This window comes from Caballeronia sp. KNU42 (assembly GCF_053760385.1).
The window spans coordinates 556,693-576,738 of record NZ_CM132388.1; the positions used below are offsets into that span (position 1 = coordinate 556,693).

A 20,046-nucleotide genomic window follows, 5' to 3' on the forward strand; every position below is an offset into this window, starting at 1 on the left:
CACACGCGAAGCCCCTGGTTCTCCGGGGGCTTTGTTCGTGGCCGGCGATTTTGCTGGCGTTGTCGTCGAAAGAAGAAAGTTGGAAAAAGCAGCACGAACGCGCTTAGCGCAGGAGCCGGGCAGCAGATCATGAGTGAGCAGCAGTCGAGCGCAGTGCCCGCCGGACCAGGCAATCAAGGTAGTCCGGGCGGTCCCAATGGCCGCAGGCCGGAACCGGGTTTGCGGGCCCCGGACTGGACGGCGGAGAATTTCGTGCGGATCGTCGATGTCGTCAAGAAATTCGACGAAACCGTTGCAGTGAAAGGCGTGAACCTGTCGGTGAAAAAAGGCGAGTTGTTCGCGCTGCTCGGCAGTTCCGGCTGCGGCAAGTCCACCTTGCTGCGCATGCTCGCGGGGCTGGAGTCGGTCACGTCGGGGCAAATCGTGATCGATGGCGAGGATCTCGCGAGCATGCCGCCGTATCGCCGGCCGGTGAACATGATGTTCCAGTCGTATGCGCTGTTTCCGCATATGACGGTGGAATCGAACGTGGCGTTCGGGCTCAAGCAGGAGGGCGTGCGTGGCGCGGAACTCAAGGAGCGCGTGCACGCGACGCTCGAGCTCGTGCAGATGGCGAAGTATGCGCAGCGCAAGCCTCATCAGTTGTCGGGCGGCCAGCAGCAGCGCGTGGCGCTGGCCCGCAGCCTGGTCAAGCGTCCGAAGCTGTTGTTGCTCGATGAACCCATGTCCGCGCTCGACAAACAGATTCGCCAGCGCACGCAGATCGAATTGGTGAATATCCTCGACAAGGTCGGTGTGACCTGCATGATGGTTACGCACGATCAGGAGGAAGCGATGACCATGGCCGGCAGGATCGCGGTCATGAGCGAAGGCGAGATCGTGCAGATCGGCACGCCGCACGAGGTCTACGAATATCCGAACAGCCGCTTCACCGCTGAATTCATCGGTTCGACGAATCTGTTCGACGGCATCGTGGTGGAAGACGAACCAGATCACGTGTTCGTGGAAACGGCGGAGCTGCCGTCGCGGTTGTACGTGAACCACGGCATCACGGGACCGCTCGGCATGCCGGTCACCATCTCGGTCAGGCCCGAGCGGATTGCGTTGACGCGCAAGCCGCCCGACGGTGCGTACAACTGGGGCCACGGCACCATCGCGAACATTGCCTACATGGGCGGCTACACGCTGTATCACGTGAAGCTGGATAGCGGCAAGGTGGTCGTGGCGAACCTGTCGAGCCTCGCGATTGGCCAGATCGATTCGCCCACCTGGGACGACGAAGTCTTCGTGCGCTGGACAGCGTCGGCAGGCGTGGTGCTCACGGCATGAAGACGCTGCCTTTACTCAGTTTTCTCAAGCAACGCTTCGGCCTGTCGGGCAGGACGGCGGTTATCTTCGGGCCGTATTTGTGGCTCGTGTTGCTGTTCCTCGTGCCGTTCCTGCTGGTCGTCAAAATCAGTTTCTCCGATTCGCGTCTCGGCATTCCGCCTTATACGGAATTGACGGCGATGAAAGACGGCGTGCTGAGTATCGCGCTCGATTTCTCGCATTACGCGTTTCTGCTGACCGACAGCCTGTACTTCGCCACCTACATGAATTCGCTGCTGGTGGCGGGCGTGTCCACGCTGCTATGCCTCTTGATCGGTTATCCGATGGCGTATTACATCGCGCGTTCGAATCCGGCGACCCGCAATCTGCTGATGATGGCCGTCATGCTGCCGTTCTGGACGTCGTTCCTGATTCGTGTGTATGCGTGGATCGGGATTCTGAAGAACAACGGTTTGCTGAATAACTTCCTGATGTGGACGGGGATGATTCATTCGCCCATTGAGCTGTATCACACGAATATCGCGGTTTATATCGGCATGGTGTATTCGTATCTGCCGTTTCTCGTGATGCCGCTTTACGCCCATCTGGTGAAGATGGATCTCACGCTGCTCGAAGCTGCCTACGATCTTGGCGCGAAACCGTGGAAGGCGTTTTTGCAGATCACGCTGCCGTTGTCGAAGAACGGGATTATCGCGGGCTGCCTGCTGGTGTTTATTCCAGCGGTGGGCGAATACGTGATCCCGGAATTGCTGGGCGGCGCGGACACCCTGATGATCGGCCGCGTGATGTGGAATGAGTTCTTCGATAACGCCGACTGGCCTATGGCTTCCGCCGTCACCTGTGCAATGGTGTTGTTGCTGCTGGTTCCGATGGCGTTGTTCCAGTACTACCAGGCAAAGCAACTGGAGGAAAAGCGATGATTGAACCCAGTCGCTCGCTCCGGTTCACGTTTCTCGGTCTCGGATTCCTGTTTCTCTATATTCCGATCGTGAGTCTGGTGGTGTATTCGTTCAACGAGTCGCAGCTCGTGACCGTATGGACGCAATTTTCACTGAAGTGGTATGCGGCGTTATTGCACGACGAAGAACTGATCAATGCCGCGTGGTTATCGATTCGAGTTGCCGTGTTCACGGCATGCGCGTCGGTGGTGATCGGGACGTGGGCGGGCTACGTGCTGGCGCGAATGGGGCGGTTTCGCGGCTTCACGCTCTATGCCGGCATGATCAACGCGCCGCTCGTGATACCCGAAGTGATCCAGGGGATTTCGCTGTTGCTGCTGTTTGTGGAAATGGCGAAAGTATTTGGCTGGCCGGCAGGGCGTGGGATTTTCACGATCTGGATCGGCCACGTAATGCTATGTATTTCCTACGTCGCGATCATCGTGGAATCGCGGGTCAGGGAATTGAACCCGTCGCTTGAAGAGGCCGCGCTCGATTTGGGCGCGACGCCATTGCGCGTGTTTTTCGCCATTACGTTGCCGCTGATATCGCAGGCGCTGGTGGCCGGGTGGCTGCTGTCGTTCACGCTGTCGATCGATGATCTCGTGTTATCCGCGTTCTTGTCGGGACCGGGATCGACTACGCTGCCGCTCATCGTGTTTTCGCGCGTCCGGCTCGGCTTGAATCCCGAGATGAACGCGCTCGCGACGTTGTTCATCGCGTTCGTGACGGTGGGTGTGATCGCCGCGAACTACTTCATGCAACGCAGCGAGCGCAAGCGGTTGACGAATGTTTTATAGACCCGGCCAAACTCAGTCGTCTTGAGCCGCCATCGCGAGATGTTTGCCGAGCGTTGTTGCGTCGGTGTTCGTGCCACACAGCAAGACCCCGACGCGTTTTCCCTGCAAGGTCTCGCGTAACGGTCCGAGCAATGCGGCGGTTGCCGCGGCGCACGCCGGTTCGACTGCCAGCTTCAGCTCGTTGAACAAATGCAGCATCGCGTGGCGCAGCTCGGTGTCAGATACGGTCACGAGACGGTCGATATGCCGTCTGCACAGTTCGTAGCTGTAGTCTTCGGTGTGCGGCGCCATCAGGGAATCCGCAATGCTATGCATCGCGCCCATTTTCACGGTGTGATTGGCGGCGAAGCTTTGGCCCATGGCGTCGGCGCCCTCGGGTTCAACGCCATACACGTGGATCGATGGATTCGCGAGCCTGAACGCCAGCGACACTCCCGCCGCCAGTCCACCGCCGCCGATCGGCAGGATCACCGCGTCCAGATCGGGCGCCTGCGAGGTCCATTCGTATCCGAGTGTCGAGGTGCCCACGATCGTCCGATAGCTGTTGAACGGATGCACGAAATAGCGGCCTTCCTCGGCTTCGATGCGGCGCACGATCTCGAACGCTTCCGCGCCGTTTTCCGCCATCACAATCTCCGCGCCGAAACGACGGGCAAGCGCCAGGCGAGCTGAACTGGCAGTCTTGAGCATCACGACTTTTGCGCTGATCCGAAGCCGCATCGCGGCATACGCGACCGCCACCGCGTGATTGCCCGCCGATACGCACGTCACCCCCGCGTCGCGTTCGCTTTCGGTGAGCGCGAGCAGATGCGAAAAGGCGCCGCGCGTCTTGAACGTGCCGCCGACTTGCAGCAGTTCGAACTTGAAGTTGACCGGGGTGCCTTCCAGCGTGGGGAAGTCGTGACGCTCGAAGGTGGGCGTACGCGCGACCCACGGCGAGAGCGTCATGTGCTGGGCGGCGATATCGTCGAGTGTGGGAATCGGCGTGCCGTCGATGGTGTTATCGGAGTGATGGGCGGTGGACATGGGTAGTGGTTGACGGCGTAACGATTGATGACGCGGAGCAACAAATTCGATTCTTATGCAACTGAAGGCGCACACGAGCGCCTTCACTCATACCGGCGCCGCTTCGGCTAGCACGCGCTCCCGAAACCTCGAAGGCAAATCGCCCGGCGTGAGCAAATCGACCGCTACGCCAAGCATGTCTTCCAGTTCCATCTGCAAGCCGCCCAAGTCAAATAGTGTTGCACCGGGCAACGCATCGACCAGCAAGTCCAGGTCGCTGCCGTCCTGATCGGTGCCATGCAAAACCGAGCCGAACACGCGCGGGTTCGCCGCGCGGAAGCGGCCTACCGTTGCGCGAACCGTGTCACGTTTGAGATCAAGAGCGGCTGAAGGTTTCACTCAGTTTTCCTTAAATCAACGCACCTGCGCTTCAACCGACATGCTGTGAATGAACTTGCCCAAAAACGCTTCGCACGCCGCAAGCTGTTCCAGCGACACGTATTCATTCGCCTTATGCGCCTGCTCGATATTCCCCGGCCCGCACACAATACTCGGCACGCCTGCAAGCTGGAACAAACCCGCTTCCGTCCCGTAAGCCACCTTGCGCTTTTCCTGATTAGCGGTCAGCGCGCGCACAAGCTGCGTGATCGCGGCTTGCTCAGACGCATCGAGTCCAGGCGCCGCAGCAATCTTCGAGATCTCGATTGCTGCGTTTGCATGTTCCTTCTGCATCCTCGGCAACAACTCTTCCCGAGCGTATTTCTCAATACGCTGATAAATCGGCTCAGGATCGAGCGTCGGCAAATTGCGGAATTCGAACGCGAAATTGCATTCCGCTGGCACCGTGTTGATCGCGTTGCCGCCACTGATCGTGCTGGTCTGCGCGGTCGTGAAGGGAACGTCGTACTGTTCGTCGAACGGGCCTTGCGCGCGGAATTCATCGGCGACGTCGCGGATGTAGCAGATCAGCCGCGCGGCATATTCGATCGCGTTCAAGCCCTTCGGCGTCAGCGATGAGTGCGCGGCGAACCCGCGCACGCAGCAGTTGTACGCGTTGATGCCCTTATGCGCGATGATCGGCCGCATGCTGGTCGGCTCGCCCACAATGCAGCCATCGGGACGCAGGCCGCGCTTTTGCAGGTCGGTGATCATCAGCGGTGCGCCGGCGCAGCCGACTTCTTCATCGAAGGAAAGCGCAAAGTGGATCGGCCGTGCGAGTTTCGTGGCCTGCATCTTCGGCAGCAAGCTCAGCGATGCGCCGATAAACCCCTTCATGTCGCACGTCCCGCGACCGTACAAAAGGCCATCGCGAATCTCTGGCTTGAACGGATCGCTGTCCCATTTCTGGCCATCGACCGGCACCACGTCCGTATGTCCCGACAGCACAATGCCGCCGTTCGTCGCGCCATCGTGCGCGGGCACGGTCGCGAACAGGTTGGCCCATTTGCCGGAGGGATCGGTGGTAAGCGTGCTTTCCAGCCCGGCGGCGCGCAATTCATCGCGCACGGTTTCGATCAGGCCCATGTTCGGGTTGCGGCTGACGGTATCGAAGGAGACGAGCTTCTTGATCCACGGCAACGACGCCGGCCCCGAATCGGAAGAGGGTGTTTGCGCGACGGAAGCCGTTGATTCAGCGATCTGGGACATGACGCTCTCCTTGGAATTATTACTTTCGATAATACCGAAAAAACCGGCCGCGCACCGCCGGATAAGGCAGTGCGCGGGTTTGTGTATCGACTATCGGGAAGGCACGGGCGCGATGGCAGGTTTCTGCTGCCGCACTGGTGCGCCGAGCGCGCGCAGCGTGTCCTTGACCGTTGAAATCCGCACGGCCAGATCCGGACTGCGCACTTCTATGCGCAGCTTGTCCTGTCCCGCGAGCTTGATGTGCTTGTTCTTCTGCACCATCTCTATGATCTTCATCGCATCGACGGGCGGATTCGGAATGAACTGCAACGCGATTGCATGCTCGGCCGCGTCGATCTTGATGATGCCCAGCGGCTTGGCCGCGAGACGCAGCTTGTGCGTCTCGACCAGCGCGCTCGCCTGGGGCGGCAACTTGCCGAAACGGTCGATCAGCTCTTCGAGAATGCTGTCGATCGCATCGCTCGTTTCGCAGTTCGCCATACGCTTGTACAGCGATAATCGTTCCTGCACGTCGCCGCAATAATCGGCGGGAAGGATGGCCGGCGCGTGCAGGTTGATCTCGGTCGTCGCGGCGAGCGGCGAATTCAGGTCGGGCTCGCGGCCTTCCTTGAGCGCTCGCACCGCGTCGTTGAGCATGTCGGTGTAAAGCTGGAAACCGATCTCGTGGATTTCACCCGATTGCTTGTCGCCGAGCACTTCTCCCGTGCCGCGAATCTCGAGATCGTGCATCGCGAGATAAAAGCCAGAGCCGAGTTCTTCCATCTGCTGGATGGCTTCCAGCCGACGCTGCGCCTGCTTCGTCAACGCGGCCGGATCGTGAACCAGCAAATACGCGTAAGCCTGATGGTGCGAACGCCCGACGCGTCCACGCAACTGATGCAACTGCGCGAGGCCGAATTTATCGGCGCGGTGAATCAGGATCGTGTTGGCGCTCGGCACGTCGATCCCCGTTTCGATAATCGTCGTACACAGCAGCACGTTTGCGCGCTGGCCGACGAAATCGCGCATCACGCGTTCGAGTTCGCGCTCGTGCATCTGCCCGTGCGCGACCGCGATACGCGCTTCAGGCACCAGCGCTTCGAGCATGGCGCGCCGGTTGTCGATCGTCTCGACTTCGTTGTGCAGGAAATAAACCTGGCCGCCGCGCTTGAGTTCGCGCAGCATCGCCTCGCGGATCACGCCGTCTTCTTCGCGTCGAACGAAGGTCTTGATCGCGAGCCGCTTTTGCGGCGCGGTGGCGATGATCGAAAAGTCGCGCAAGCCTTCCAGCGCCATGCCGAGCGTGCGTGGAATTGGCGTGGCGGTGAGCGTCAGCACATCGACTTCCGCGCGCAGCGCTTTCAACGCCTCCTTCTGACGCACGCCGAACCGATGCTCCTCGTCGATGATCACCAGTCCCAGCCGCTTGAACACGACATCGGTGGAGAGCAGCTTGTGCGTGCCGATGACGATATCGATCGTGCCTTCGTTGATTGCCTGTATCGATGCAGACACTTCCTTGGTGCTCTTGAAGCGCGACAGCTCGGCAATCTTCACCGGCCAGTCGGAGAACCGGTCGCTGAACGTGTTCGTGTGCTGTTCGGCGAGCAGCGTGGTCGGTGAAAGAATCGCGACCTGCTTGCCGCCCATCACCGCGATAAACGCCGCCCGCAGCGCCACTTCCGTCTTGCCGAAACCGACGTCGCCGCAAACAAGGCGGTCCATCGGCTTGCCGCTGGTCATGTCGCCGATCACAGCGGTGATCGCCGCCGCCTGATCGGGCGTTTCCTCGAAGCCGAAACTCTCCGCGAACTTCGCGTAATCGCGCGCTTCGAGCGGGAACGAGTGGCCCTCGCGCAGCGCACGGCGCGCGTAAAGATTGAGCAGTTCGGCGGCGGTATCGCGGATCTGCTGCGCGGCTTTGCGCTTCGCTTTATCCCACTGGCCGGAACCCAGCGCGTGCAACGGCGCGCTTTCCGGGTCGGCGCCGCTGTAGCGCGAGATCACGTGCAACTGGGCGACCGGCACGTACAGCTTGCTTTCGTTCTGGTATTCGAGATGCAGGAACTCGGTTTCGCCTTCGCCCAGATCCATGGATACCAGGCCCATATAGCGCCCGATACCATGCTGTGTATGCACGACCGGATCGCCTATTTTCAGCTCGGAGAGGTCGCGGACCATCGAATCGACGTTGCTCGCCTGTTCCTGGCGACGTCGTCCCGCGCGGCGCGTGAGCTGGCCGTACAGCTCGGTCTCCGTGATGATCGAGATGCCTTCGCCGGGCAACGCAAAGCCGTTCGCGAGCGGTGCTACGCCGAGCGAGAATTTGTTGTCGCCGGTGAGCCAATCCTGGAAGGTATCGTCGAGCGTTGCGCGCAGGCCGTTATCGGAGAGAAGTTGCTGGATCGTCTCGCGGCGTCCGGCGGATTCGGTTGCGAACAACACGCGATTCGGCGTCTGCTCCAGATAATGACGCAGCGCGAGCAGCGGCTCTTCGGCATGGCGATCGATGGCCAGACCCGGCAACGGCACCGCCCAGCCACCCTCAGGCGTGGCCGGGAACTTGATCTGCGCGAACGGTTTGGCGAACGAGAAAAAATCGTCGTCGCTGAGAAACAGGCGCTGCGGTTCAAGCAGCGGCCGCTCGCGGTCATGCGACAAAAAGTTGTAGCGCTGCCGCGTGTCGTTCGTGAAGCGCTTGATGGCCGCGTCCATGTCGCCGACGAACGCCAGTTGCGCGTCTTGCGGCAAATAATGGAACAGCGTGGCGGTTTCATCGAAGAAAAGCGGCAGGTAATACTCGATCCCCGCTGCCGGCACGCCATTGCCGATGTCCTTGTAGATAGACGAGCGGCTTGGATCGCCCTCGAACACCTCGCGCCAGCGGCTGCGGAAAGCGGTGCGCGCGGGTTCATCGAAGGGAAATTCGCGGCCGGGGAGCAGGCGCACATCGCGCACCGGGTACAGGCTGCGCTGCGTGTCGGGATCGAAGGCGCGGATTGAATCGACCTGATCGTCGAATAAATCGATCCGGTACGGCAGCGGCGAGCCCATCGGATACAGGTCGAGGAGCGAGCCGCGCACGCAATACTCGCCGGGACGTACAACCTGGCTCACGTGCTCGTAGCCGGCCAGCGTCAACTGGCTCTTCAGTTTCGCCTCGTTCAGCCGCTCGCCCTGCGTGAACGAGAACGTATACGCAGCCAGAAACGATGCCGGCGGCATGCGATACAGCGCGGTCGTCGCGGGCACGAGCAAGATGTCGCAACGGCCTTCGCCCAAGTCGTGCAGCGTGGCCAACCGTGCCGAAACCAAGTCCTGGTGCGGCGAAAACGTGTCATACGGCAGCGTTTCCCAGTCGGGCAAAAGCCTTACCCGCGCGTCCGGCGCGAAGAACGGAATTTCGGCCGCGAGACGTTGCGAATCCACCGCGCTCGCGCACATGACGACCAATAACGGGACTTTTTCGCGAAAAGCCAGGTGGTAGCGTGCCAGGGCGAGGGCGTCGGAGGAACCGGTGGCGCCATCGAAGGCAAAGCGCTGACCGGCTTTGACGAGTGCGATAGGGGACGTTGACTGCAAACTGACGGCTTTTGAAGGCATAAAGTGTGCGGGGAACCGTTCGCGTGCGAAAGTGCACGCGGGACCGGCATGGTCGCGATGGACCTATTATAAAATCCGGGCTTCACTTTTGACTTGGGCGTTTTCAACTCGTGACTTCCCGCCTGTTCGCCCTCATTCCGTGCGCCGGTTCCGGCAGCCGTTCTGGCGCACCGATGCCCAAGCAATACCAGACTATCGGCCGCCATCCGATGCTGCGTTATTCGCTTGCCGCTTTCGACGCCTGTTCCGAATTCGCCCAGACGCTGGTCGTGCTCGCGCCGGGCGATCATCATTTCGATGACCGCCGTTTCGCCGGCTTGCGCTTCGCTGTGCAACGCTGTGGCGGCACAACGCGGCAAGCGTCGGTGTTCAACGGTTTGGCCGCGCTGACCGGTTTCGGGGCGCGCGACGACGACTGGGTACTCGTGCACGACGCCGCGCGCCCCGGACTCACGCCGGAGATGGTCCGCAGGCTGGTGGGCGAGTTGAAGAACGATCCGGTCGGCGGAATTCTCGCGCTGCCGGTGGCTGACACGCTCAAGCGGATCGAGGCTGAAGGCGTGGCACACACGGAAGGGCGCATTGCCCGCACGGAGTCGCGCAACGGCTTGTGGCAGGCACAGACGCCGCAGATGTTCCGCCTGGGCATGTTGCGCGATGCGATCACGCGCGCGCAGCAGGACGGCCACGATCTCACCGACGAAGCCAGCGCCATCGAATGGCTCGGGCATGCGCCGCGGCTGATTCAGGGAAGCCTGCGCAATTTCAAGGTGACGTATCCGGAAGATTTCGCGCTGGCGTCGGCTATGCTCGGCGGGGTTTGAATCAGCGATTTGATTCAGTGGTTTGATGCAGTTGCTCTTTACTTTCCAGGACTATCGATGGACTTCAGAATCGGACAAGGCTACGACGTTCACCAACTGGTCGAAGGCCGGCCGCTCATCATCGGTGGGGTCACTATTCCCTACGAGCGCGGGCTGCTCGGTCATTCAGATGCCGATGTACTGCTGCACGCGATTACGGACGCGCTGTTCGGCGCGGCGGCGATGGGCGATATCGGCAGGCATTTTCCGGATACAGATGCGGACTTCGCCGGTGCGGACAGCAGAGTGTTGCTGCGCGAGGCTTTTTCGAGAGTCTCCGAAGCCGGCTTCGCGATCATGAATGTCGATACGACGGTGATTGCGCAGGCGCCAAAGCTTGCGCCGTTTATCGACGCGATCCGGGCGAATATTGCTGAAGATCTCGAGTTACCGCTGACCCGCGTGAACGTGAAAGCCAAGACGAATGAGAAGCTGGGGTATCTCGGGCGCAAGGAAGGGATTGAGGCGCAGGCTGCCGTGCTGCTGATGCGCACAGGTATCGACGCCTGAACGCCCGGCGCCTGAAACGCAAAACGCCACGTTTGGCTAAACGTGGCGTCGAGTTCATCGCAAGCTTGAACCTGAACCGGCTTAGTTGCCTTCAGCGGTAATCGCCAGTTGAGCGGCGTTGATCACGGCGGCAATTCGCCCGACATCCCGCAATTGCGTCGTGCTCATTCCCTCGCCAACGAGATTCTCGTAGTGCGACTTCACGCAAAAGTGGCACTTTCCAACAATCGATGCGGCGAGCGCATACATCTCGAAGCGCCGCTTATCGACTCCACCGTGCGTTGCGTACGCATTCATCCGCAACGCGGCGGGCTGCGTCTTCAGGTCGGCGTTATCGGCCATTTCCAGGTACGGATACCAGACGTTGTTCATGCCCATCAACGCGGCTGCGGTCAACGCGCCATTCGTTTCCTCGGCCGACAACACGCCCGCCGCGCGAATCAACGCGACAATCTTCGTAGCCTTCGCGGCGTAGGCGGCAGCCAGCGCAACGCCCACCGCGTCATTGCCTTCCAGCGATGAACGCGCGATCGTGCCATCCACGTTCAGGCGAATATCCTTGGCATAATCGGGAATCAGTTCTTTAATCGATGCGAGGAATTCCATAAATTTCTCCTATCTGATCAGCGATAAAAAAGCCCGCCGGCCCGAGCTTGACTCGGAACGCTGACGGGCTAGCGCGAAAGCCATTGGCCCTCGCCAATACAACTTACAGCGTCGAACCGCCGACAGCGCGATTGCACGGGCACAGTTCGTCCGTTTGCAGGCCGTCGAGAATACGCAGGATTTCTTCCGGATTGCGGCCCACGTTCAGGTTGTTCACCGACACGTGCTGGATCACATTGTCCGGATCGATCACGAACGTTGCGCGCAGCGCCACACCCGCTTCCTTGTCACGAATGCCAAGCTGATCGATCAACTCGCCCTTCACGTCGCCGAACGAGTAGTGGTTCAGCTTGCTCAGGTCCTTGTGCTCCCGGCGCCAGGCCAGTTTCACGAATTCGTTGTCTACGCTGCCGCCGAGCAACACTGCATCGCGATCGGCGAAATCGCTGTTCAGCTTGCCGAATTCGACGATTTCCGTCGGGCAAACGAACGTGAAATCCTTCGGGTAGAAGTACAGGATCTTCCACTTGCCAGGGAACGACTGTTCCGTGATGTCTTCGAACGCCGACACGCCATTTTCTTCGTGATGATTGAAACCCGGCTTTGCAGCAGCAACGGTAAACGCTTCAAGCTTATCGCCCACGGTCTTCATATGAATACTCCTGTGTTCGTTGGAAGAGGAAATCAAGACTAGCAAATCGCTGTAACGCTCACATGACGCAGGATCAAACTTGCATGAGAAGCTGATGACTACGTTGAGCGATCTTCACTATAACTCTATTAAATATTTATTTCAATAGTTTTTGACTAATGATGTGGATAGCTTTTTACGAATAGACCGATAGCATTTTTATGAAACGATCGCTTTAGCGGAAAGTGCGTTTTTCCATCGCCGGGAAGTCGATGGTCACCTCGAATCCCGCATGCGGATGGCGGTTGCGCAAGCGCAGCGTGCCGCGCTGCCGGGTGACGAGCCGCTGCACGATCGCCATGCCAAGTCCGGTGCCGTTGGCCTGCGTGCGCGCCGTGTCCACGCGGTAAAATGGCCGCGTAATCAGCGCAACCTGATCTTCGGGAATGCCGCGCCCTTCATCCAGTACCGACAACTCCACGCGGCCGTGATTGACCCGCGTTTGCAGCGTGATCCTGGCGATATCGTCCACCGCGCTGCGCCCGTATTTGCGCGCGTTCTCCAGCAAATTGCCGATCACGCGCCGAACGTCGGTGGGGTCGCCTTCAATGTTCGCGCCCTGGGCCAGGTCGGTCCTCATCAGCACGCCGTCTTCCGCGTAGAAACGCGCGGCCATTTCACCGCCGATCAGAGAGAGATCGACGGTTTCGGCCATGCGCTGCATTGGCCGGGCGTAGTCGAGGAAGCGCCCGATGATCATGTCCATCTGTTCGATGTCGTCGACCATCGCAAGTTTCGTCGCTTCGTCCGACGGGCTCATTTCGGTTTCGAGCCGCAAGCGTGCAAGCGGCGTGCGCAAGTCATGCGAGATGCCGGCGAGCATCAGCGCGCGGTCGGCGTCGAGCTGCTCCAGGTCCTGCACCATCTGGTTGAAACTGCGATTGGTTTCGGCGGCCACGCCCATGCCGCGCTCGGGCAATGGTTCGGGCGATTGCCCCGATCCCACCCTGCGCGCCGCCAGCGCAAGCCGCGCGAACGGCCGGTTCACAAGACTGGTGATGAACGCCGCGCCGAATAGCGACAGCGCGAGCGCAAAGACGCCCCAGCCGGCCCATTGCAGGCCGGTGACGTTATCGAGCTGATCGCGGTCGAGCGCTACCCAGTAATCATCGTCGTCGATCTTGAAGCTGATCCAGACACCCGGGATATCGTTGACCGATTGCGCGATCACCGTGTCGTTGCCGAGCCGGCCGCGCACGTCGCGCTCGATCAGCCGGTTCAACGACTCGTCGGGCTGCAGGCGATATTTATCGCTGGTTTCGCGCGGGTACACGCGCACGCCTTCATTGCTCTCCAGATCCTGCAGCAACGCGCGGCGCAGGTCGGGATCGGAATAAAGGAGGGCGGTACGCGTGAGCTTGACGACCGCGACGAGTTGAAGCGCCACGCGCTGTGCACGCGGTTCGCGTTCGATCACGCGGAAGCTCTGGAACCATGCGGCAATGCTGACCGCGATCAGCAACGCGATCAAGGCGAAGGTCCGCCAGAACAGGCCGCCGAACGCGAGCGTCAGTAGCCGCCTGTCAATCCGCATGGTTCGTTGATGCTTTTCGCTTGTGGCGCGCACACGGCGCGTTTGCCAGTATTCGATCAGAACTCAATCAGGCTGCGCCATCGGGGATGAAGACGTAACCGAGGCCCCACACCGTCTGGATAAAACGCGGGCTGCTCGGGTCCGGCTCGATCAGCTTGCGCAACCTTGAGATCTGCACATCGAGACTGCGGTCGAAGACTTCGTATTCACGGCCGCGCGCCAGTTCCATCAGCTTTTCACGCGACAGCGGCGCACGCGGATGCCGTGCGAATACTTTAAGCACCGAGAATTCGCCGGTCGTCAGCGGAATTTCCTGGCCGTTCTTGGTCAGCGTCCGCGTGGCAAGATTCAAAGCGAACTCGCCGAATTCGAAGACTTCGGTCGTTTCAGACGGCGCACCCGGCAGTTCCGACGGCGACTGGCGACGCAGCACCGCGTGAATCCGCGCGACGAGCTCGCGCGGGTTGAACGGCTTCGGCAAATAATCGTCCGCGCCCATTTCCAGGCCCACGATGCGGTCGACGTCTTCGCCTTTCGCGGTGAGCATGATGATGGGCGTACGGTCGTTGCTGCCTCGCAGACGGCGGCAGATCGAAAGTCCGTCTTCCCCCGGCAACATCAGGTCGAGCACGAGCAGGTCGAAACGTTCTCGAACCCAGAGCTTGTTCATTGACGGCGCATTTTCAGCGACATAGACATTAAAGCCCTGTTCGCCGAGATAACGTCGCAAAAGATCGCGCAAACGGGGATCGTCGTCGACTACGAGTATTTTTGAGGGATTTTTGGTTTCCATGCCCGCATCTTAGCGCGATTAGAAAGAGCTGCTAGTTTGCTCCATTTATAAGGTAACAGATAGTTACAAAATTTACGGCGACTGTGGCACGACATAAAGGTTCTATGCGTACACTCCTTTACCTAAGCCCGTCATTCGGTGGATACTCCATTAGTACAACGATTGCGCGTCAGTATCATGGCGGCATTAACCGTCCATCCTGGCATGACACGCAACCACGCCAAAGAGCCTGAGACTGTCCGGTTGTCGAGCAACGAAGGGAACAACATGAGGGGAGCGCGGCGGCGCATACCTGTGCGCACCAAGCGCATCATCCGACTAACGCTAATCGCTAGCGCGTTTTACGCCGTGTTTGCCGCACGCACCGCTCTTGCGCAAGCATCGCAATCCTCCACTCGCAATTCATCGGCGTTCGATCGCCCTGATTCGTCGTTGTCTTCGTCTTCGTCCTCTTCATCTTCCGCGTCCCGGTATTCGAATCCCGAAGGCGACAGCTCTGATTTCAATTCACAACAGCCCAGAAAACGCTTCGATGGCCGTTTCATGCGCGCTCAACATCGCATGCAGAAGCCGCTCGCCGGTAATCGCGACCAGCAAGCGATGCAGCCCATACCGCCGCCGCCCGATCCGCAACCTCCGGAACGGGTTCCGCGGCACGCTGTGATGACGGCGGATGAACGGCGGCTGCTGCGCCAGCATATCGAGGAAGCAGTCAGGGATCTTTATAAGCGTTGAGACTCGGCGTGGTCGCATGGTTTGCGGCGCGTTTGCGCGGCCTGACGCCTTGGCGTGCTGACGCTAACGGATGGCGAAGTGATATAGGCGGTCAACGGGCGCCGGCAGCGCGCCGTTGATTGACATAGCACGGCCACCGGACTCGCTCCTCGATGCAACCCTCCAGGTTTCATGACGTACGCATTGCTCGCGGTTCGCTGGATCGGCGCGAGCGTGGCGTGAATATCGTTACGCTTGTCATGGCGTTATGTTTGATGCTGACCAGCGCACTGACGGCTCAGGCAGCGCAAAACAACACGCCGCGCCGGATGCGCAGTGTGCATCGAACGGAAGCGGCGGCGGTCGATGCCGATCCGCTCGATGCCACCGATGCCCGCTTCCTGCTGACCCGCACAGGCTTCGAAGCGAACGCGAGGGAGTTTTCGCCGTACATTGGGATGACCCGCGAGCAGGCCGTCGATGCGTTGCTTGCCGGCGCCCGCACTGAAGCCGATGAAGCCAGCACGCCCCCGCCCGCATGGGTCATGGAGCCGATCCCGTCGGTTGAGGTTCGCCGCGCGTGGACGCAGGACGAACGCCGCGACGACCAGCGCGAACAAAGCCGTCGTTACGATGAGTTGCGCGGCTGGTGGGTGCGCGAAATGGTGACCACGCGCTCGCCGCTCACCGAGCGCATGACGCTCTTCTGGCACGATCATTTTCCGTCCGGTGAAGACAAGGTTCACTATCCGCAGTTGATGTTCCGGCAGAACGCGCTATTGCGGCGCGATGCGCTCGGCAATTTCGGCGACTTGCTGCACGCGGTCTCGAAAGATCCGGCGATGCTTCAATACCTCGATGGCGCCGGCAGCCGCAAAGGCCGGCCAAACGAAAATTTTGCGCGCGAGGTCATGGAGCTGTTCACGTTAGGCGAGGGACATTACTCGCAGCGTGACGTGACCGAAGCCGCACGCGCCTACACCGGCTGGACGCTCGATCCGAATACGCTCGCCTATCAATTCAATCCAAAAATCCATGACGACGGCGACAAGACCGTTCTCGGACAGATGGGCGCTTTCGATGGCGATCAGGTGCTCGACATCCTCCTGGCTCAACCGGAAACCGCGACCTTCATCACGACCGAACTGTGGCGGGAGTTCATCTCCGAGACACCGGACCCGGCTCAGGTTGCACCGATCGCCGAGCGTTTTCGGGCGTCGCATTACGACATCAAGACGGCGTTGCGTGGACTGTTTTTATCGGAGGCGTTCTGGGATGAGCGCAACCGGGGAGTGCTGGTCAAGTCGCCCGCGGAATTCGTGGTCGGCGCTGTGCGCCAGTTCGATATCGGTTATGCCGATCAGGATGTAACGCCGCTCGCGGCTCAAGTGCGCAACTTCGGCGAAAATCTTTTTTATCCCCCGAACGTGAAGGGCTGGCCGGGCGGTGAAAACTGGATCAACAGCACGACGCTGCTGGCGCGCAAACAGTTCATCGAACAGTTGTTCCGGGCGACCGAAGCGCATGGCATGCGCCCGGCGGCGAGCAATGCGAAGGCAAGCGCGATGTCAGGTCCAACGCCGATCATGATGACCACCGCCGCCATGAAACCTGCACCGACGCAAAAGCCGCATCCCGGCTTGCGCTTCGATCTCGATGCATGGCTCGCCCGATACAACACGGCGCCTGACGCACGCCCGGACCTGTCGACGCAATTGCAATTGCAGCGCGCCGTGCTGGCGGTCTCTCCCGCCGATGCCATCGAACCCGACGTCACCAGCAGCGCTTATCTGCGGGTCTTGCTGATGGACCCTGCGTACCAGTTGAAATAGGCGGCCCCATGAACCGACGCGACTTCCTTTCGATGACCGGCGCAGCCGGCGCCTTCGCGCTAGCTCCCTCGGCATTTGCCGCGGCAAACCCGCTTCCGGTCGAGATGCGTTCGAGCGGCTACGGTAACGTGCTGATTCTGGTCGAACTGAAGGGCGGCAATGACGGCCTGAACACCGTGATCCCGTTCGCCGACCCGGCTTACGCGGCATTGCGCCCGGGGATTGGCATCAAGCGCGAACAGGTCATCCAGCTTGATGAGCGCACGGGCCTGCATCCCGCCATGCAGCCATTGATGCCGCTCTGGAAAGACCGGCAACTCGCGATAGTGCAGGGCGTCAGTTACCCGCAGCCGAATCTGTCGCATTTTCGATCGATCGAGATCTGGGACACCGGCTCGCGCTCGGATCAATACCTGCATGAAGGCTGGCTCACGCGCACGTTTCGCGCTCAGCCCGTGCCGGCGGGATTTGCGGCTGACGCCGTGGTGATCGGCAGCGCGGAAATGGGACCGCTCGCGAACGGCGCACGCGCCGTCGCGCTCGTGAATCCCGCGCAGTTCGAAAAACAGGCACGGCTTGCGACGCCGGTATCGCTGAAGGAACGCAACCCTGCGCTCGCGCATATCCTGGATGTCGAAAACGAGATCGTGAAGGCGGCCGACCGGCTGCGTCCACGGGCCGGACAGTTCGCGCTCAAGACGCAATTTCCGGGCGGCGCGTTCGGGACATCGATCAAGACGGCCATGCAAGTGCTGGCCGCGACAGATACCCCAGCCGGCGTGCCGCAGACGGGGCAGGGCGTCGCGGTGATCCGCCTGACGCTCAATGGTTTCGATACCCATCAGAACCAGCCGGGTCAGCAGGCGGCGTTGCTCAAGCAGTTATCGGAGGGAATGGTTGCGATGCGCTCGGCGCTGCTCGAATTGGGCCGATGGAACGAGACGCTCATCATGACCTACGCCGAGTTCGGCCGGCGGCCGCGTGAGAACCAGAGCAATGGCACGGATCACGGCACGGTCGCGCCGCATTTCGTGATGGGAGGCCGGGTGAATGGCGGGCTTCATGGCGTGGCGCCGGAATTGGTAAGGCTGGACGGGAACGGCAATCTGCCGGTCGGCGTGGATTTCAGGCAGATGTACGCGACCGTCCTTGGGTCCTGGTGGGGCATGAACTCCACCGCGGTGCTCGGGCAGAAGTTCGAGACGCTGCCTTTGCTTCGCGCCTGAGGCAGGGCGCGTCAAGAAGCCAGACGGCTTTATCGGACGCGCCAACTGATCCACAGTTTGCGTATAGGCGTCAGCGCAATCCGCTGATGCAGCAGCTGGAAGTTTTCGCGTTCTATTTCGTCGAGCAAAGCCAGCGATAAAGCCGCTTGCGCACGCAGCACGCGCTGCGTCGCAAGCTCGTCCGAGGGGATCGCGGCCAGTGACTGCTTGAGCGCTTCGCGTGCGCGTCCGGTCTGGAAGCGCATGAGCTCGGTGAACGCATCGCTGTATTTGCGGTTGATGAGATCGGCGGCGGTGACATTGAAGCGCTGCATCTCGTCGATGGGAATATAGATGCGGCCGTGGCGCGCATCGTCGCCTATGTCCGCGATGCGCTCCGCCAGCGTGAGCGCCGTGCCAAGGGAGTTGGCCCAGCCCGGTGCATCGGCAGGACGGCGTGCGCTCGCGCGGGCGACGATCAACGCAAACGCGCCGCCGACGTTGTCCAGATATCGCCGCAGACCCGGCCAGTCGAGATACCGCGCCTGATCGAGATCCATGCTGAAACCATCGACCAGGTTATTGATTGACTCTTGTCCTTGCTCATCGAGCACCGGGGTGTTCGCCTGATGCGCGGCGATCGCTTTCGTCACGGGATGCGCGGGTTCGCCGCCGAACAGGCTGGCCAGTTCCTTTTGCCACCAGGCGTGTTTGGTGCGGCCGATGGTGGGATCGCTCGTTTCCTTGACGGTGTCTTCCAGCTCGCGGCGTAACGCGTAAAACGCTGTCAGGAGCGGCTGTCTCGCCGTGGGCGCACGGCGCAGGGCGTAGTACGTGCTGGAGCCATCGGGCGCGGCTTTTTGCTGGCAGTAGTCGTCGAAGTTCACGGCAATGGAAGGTTGTGACGGCGTAAGCCGATCGGTCCGGACCAGAAAAAAAGCCATTGAAACTCAATGGCTCGCGCGTGCTCTGGAGACTGGACAGGTAAGGGAGGATGCAGCCTTGTCTTTTTCGGTGCAGGTTGATTCTGGGCCACTGCGCCTGATTCACTGCACGCGATATTCAGGCGGAATTATATCCTCCGGATGAGAATGTGCTGTAAGCCGGGGCGGAACAGGCGCCGCCACGCGGTGGTGCGAGCCTGCTTCGCGCGGCGTGATTTCAGTTAGATATCCGAAGTGAAGGCGCCTATTATTGCCGTTCGCAAACGACATCGAATTTGAGCAGCTTGGTAGGGCCGAAGGTATTGCTGATCGCGACATCGGCGGCGTCGCGGCCTCGCGCCATCAACACGCGGCCCATGCGCGGCACGTTGTTGCGTGCATCGAAGGTCTGCCAGCTTCCGCCGATGAACGCTTCGAACCACGCCGCAAAATCCATGGAGCTGTAGGGCGGCGGCATACCGGCGTCGCTGATATAGCCCGTGCAATAGCGCGCCGGAATGTTCATCGCGCGACACAGCGTGACGGCCAGGTGCGCGAAATCGCGGCATACGCCCTGACGCTCGTTGTACGCTTCCCAGGCGGTCTTGGTCGGCCGTGCGTGGGCGTAATTGAACACAATATGGTTATGCACGAAGTCACAGATTGCCTGTACGCGCGGGCGCCCCAGCGGCGTATTGCCGAACGTTTTCCACGCGAAGTCGGAGAGCAGGTCCGTTTCGCAATAACGGCTGCCGAGCAAAAATACCAGGCATTCGTTGGGAAGGTTTTCAACGGGATGTTGCTCGCCTTGCGCCCCGGGCTGTTCGAATTCATCCGATACCTCGAGCAACGCCGACGTCGACAGCGCTATCTGGCCTTCAGGCGCGACAATCCGGCTGCATAGATTGCCGAAAGCATCGCGATACTGCGAGATCGGCACCGGCGGATTCACGACCAGCAGATCGGCGAGCAAGACCTGGGGAGCGAACGAGAAGTGCGTGTTCAGCATGAGAAGCATGGGTGTCGGCTGCAGACACTCGTAGACCAGCTCGTAACCAACGCGGAGTTTCATGG

General features: G+C 60.6%; 19 protein-coding genes. 8 read left to right on the top strand and 11 right to left on the bottom strand.

Annotation, left to right across the window (positions count from 1 at the left end; all coding sequences use genetic code 11):
* The first annotated feature begins 129 nt into the window (after positions 1–129).
* From ACSOSP_RS02420 to ACSOSP_RS02430, 3 genes are read left to right on the top strand one after another with little or no spacing between them, the layout of a single operon-like run.
* Complete coding sequence (locus tag ACSOSP_RS02420) at positions 130–1,329, top strand: ABC transporter ATP-binding protein (RefSeq protein WP_455309359.1); 1,200 nt, start codon at positions 130–132, stop codon at positions 1,327–1,329.
* Positions 1,326–2,249 carry an ABC transporter permease subunit gene (locus tag ACSOSP_RS02425; RefSeq protein ID WP_455309360.1) on the top strand — a complete coding sequence of 308 codons (924 nt, stop codon included), beginning with the start codon at positions 1,326–1,328 and terminating at the stop codon, positions 2,247–2,249. The genes ACSOSP_RS02420 and ACSOSP_RS02425 overlap by 4 nt, the downstream gene beginning before the upstream one ends.
* Positions 2,249–3,067 carry an ABC transporter permease subunit gene (locus tag ACSOSP_RS02430; RefSeq protein ID WP_455310819.1) on the top strand — a complete coding sequence of 273 codons (819 nt, stop codon included), beginning with the start codon at positions 2,249–2,251 and terminating at the stop codon, positions 3,065–3,067. Before ACSOSP_RS02425 ends, ACSOSP_RS02430 begins: the two co-directional genes overlap by 1 nt.
* Before the next feature lie 12 nt (positions 3,068–3,079).
* Here the strand turns inward: ACSOSP_RS02430 and ACSOSP_RS02435 are convergent, their stop codons facing one another.
* From ACSOSP_RS02435 to mfd, 4 genes are all read right to left on the bottom strand, one after another.
* On the bottom strand, positions 3,080–4,093 hold the full coding sequence (locus ACSOSP_RS02435; RefSeq protein ID WP_455309361.1) for a threonine/serine dehydratase: 1,014 nt from the start codon (positions 4,091–4,093) through the stop codon (positions 3,080–3,082).
* 87 nt (positions 4,094–4,180) lie between these two features.
* Positions 4,181–4,471, bottom strand: a complete 291-nt coding sequence (locus ACSOSP_RS02440) for a nucleotidyltransferase family protein (RefSeq protein ID WP_455309362.1) — start codon at positions 4,469–4,471, stop codon at positions 4,181–4,183.
* A gap of 15 nt (positions 4,472–4,486) precedes the next feature.
* Positions 4,487–5,719, bottom strand: a complete 1,233-nt coding sequence (gene argE, locus ACSOSP_RS02445; RefSeq protein WP_455309363.1) for an acetylornithine deacetylase — start codon at positions 5,717–5,719, stop codon at positions 4,487–4,489.
* A gap of 90 nt (positions 5,720–5,809) precedes the next feature.
* On the bottom strand, positions 5,810–9,301 hold the full coding sequence (gene mfd, locus ACSOSP_RS02450; protein WP_455309364.1) for a transcription-repair coupling factor: 3,492 nt from the start codon (positions 9,299–9,301) through the stop codon (positions 5,810–5,812).
* Positions 9,302–9,411: 110 nt separating this feature from the next.
* On the opposite strand from mfd, the gene ispD reads away from it, so the two are divergent.
* Both ispD and ispF read left to right on the top strand, forming a co-directional pair.
* On the top strand, positions 9,412–10,125 hold the full coding sequence (ispD, locus tag ACSOSP_RS02455; RefSeq protein WP_455309366.1) for a 2-C-methyl-D-erythritol 4-phosphate cytidylyltransferase: 714 nt from the start codon (positions 9,412–9,414) through the stop codon (positions 10,123–10,125).
* Between the two features lie 57 nt (positions 10,126–10,182).
* On the top strand, positions 10,183–10,674 hold the full coding sequence (ispF, locus tag ACSOSP_RS02460; RefSeq protein ID WP_455309367.1) for a 2-C-methyl-D-erythritol 2,4-cyclodiphosphate synthase: 492 nt from the start codon (positions 10,183–10,185) through the stop codon (positions 10,672–10,674).
* A gap of 81 nt (positions 10,675–10,755) precedes the next feature.
* Here ispF and ACSOSP_RS02465 read toward each other — a convergent pair whose 3' ends face one another.
* The 5 genes from ACSOSP_RS02465 to ACSOSP_RS02485 all read right to left on the bottom strand — a co-directional run bounded on the left by ACSOSP_RS02465 (position 10,756) and on the right by ACSOSP_RS02485 (position 14,843).
* Positions 10,756–11,280 (bottom strand): carboxymuconolactone decarboxylase family protein, encoded by a 525-nt coding sequence (locus tag ACSOSP_RS02465; RefSeq protein ID WP_062091570.1) that lies wholly within the window; start codon positions 11,278–11,280, stop codon positions 10,756–10,758.
* Positions 11,281–11,383: 103 nt separating this feature from the next.
* A complete protein-coding gene (locus tag ACSOSP_RS02470; protein WP_089159564.1) occupies positions 11,384–11,932 on the bottom strand; it encodes a peroxiredoxin in 549 nt (182 codons plus the stop codon).
* 214 nt (positions 11,933–12,146) lie between these two features.
* Positions 12,147–13,505 (bottom strand): ATP-binding protein, encoded by a 1,359-nt coding sequence (locus tag ACSOSP_RS02475; protein WP_455309369.1) that lies wholly within the window; start codon positions 13,503–13,505, stop codon positions 12,147–12,149.
* Positions 13,506–13,572: 67 nt separating this feature from the next.
* A complete protein-coding gene (gene ompR, locus ACSOSP_RS02480) occupies positions 13,573–14,298 on the bottom strand; it encodes an osmolarity response regulator transcription factor OmpR (protein ID WP_031359745.1) in 726 nt (241 codons plus the stop codon).
* A 341-nt stretch (positions 14,299–14,639) separates the two neighbouring features.
* Positions 14,640–14,843, bottom strand: coding sequence for a hypothetical protein (locus ACSOSP_RS02485; RefSeq protein WP_455309370.1), 204 nt, complete (start codon positions 14,841–14,843; stop codon positions 14,640–14,642).
* Between ACSOSP_RS02485 and ACSOSP_RS02490 the strand changes: the two genes are divergently transcribed.
* The 3 genes from ACSOSP_RS02490 to ACSOSP_RS02500 all read left to right on the top strand — a co-directional run bounded on the left by ACSOSP_RS02490 (position 14,842) and on the right by ACSOSP_RS02500 (position 18,070).
* Positions 14,842–15,033, top strand: a complete 192-nt coding sequence (locus ACSOSP_RS02490; RefSeq protein WP_455309372.1) for a hypothetical protein — start codon at positions 14,842–14,844, stop codon at positions 15,031–15,033. The two genes, ACSOSP_RS02485 and ACSOSP_RS02490, sit on opposite strands and share 2 nt — an antisense overlap.
* A gap of 308 nt (positions 15,034–15,341) precedes the next feature.
* On the top strand, positions 15,342–16,844 hold the full coding sequence (locus ACSOSP_RS02495; RefSeq protein ID WP_455310820.1) for a DUF1800 domain-containing protein: 1,503 nt from the start codon (positions 15,342–15,344) through the stop codon (positions 16,842–16,844).
* Between the two features lie 8 nt (positions 16,845–16,852).
* Positions 16,853–18,070 carry a DUF1501 domain-containing protein gene (locus ACSOSP_RS02500; protein ID WP_455309373.1) on the top strand — a complete coding sequence of 406 codons (1,218 nt, stop codon included), beginning with the start codon at positions 16,853–16,855 and terminating at the stop codon, positions 18,068–18,070.
* A 29-nt stretch (positions 18,071–18,099) separates the two neighbouring features.
* Here ACSOSP_RS02500 and ACSOSP_RS02505 read toward each other — a convergent pair whose 3' ends face one another.
* Together ACSOSP_RS02505 and ACSOSP_RS02510 are read right to left on the bottom strand one after the other, a co-directional pair.
* The gene (locus ACSOSP_RS02505; RefSeq protein ID WP_455310821.1) at positions 18,100–18,936 is read right to left on the bottom strand and encodes a squalene/phytoene synthase family protein; all 837 of its coding nucleotides are present in this window, start codon (positions 18,934–18,936) and stop codon (positions 18,100–18,102) included.
* A gap of 304 nt (positions 18,937–19,240) precedes the next feature.
* Positions 19,241–20,044 carry a transglutaminase-like domain-containing protein gene (locus ACSOSP_RS02510; RefSeq protein ID WP_455309374.1) on the bottom strand — a complete coding sequence of 268 codons (804 nt, stop codon included), beginning with the start codon at positions 20,042–20,044 and terminating at the stop codon, positions 19,241–19,243.
* Positions 20,045–20,046: the final 2 nt, after the last annotated feature.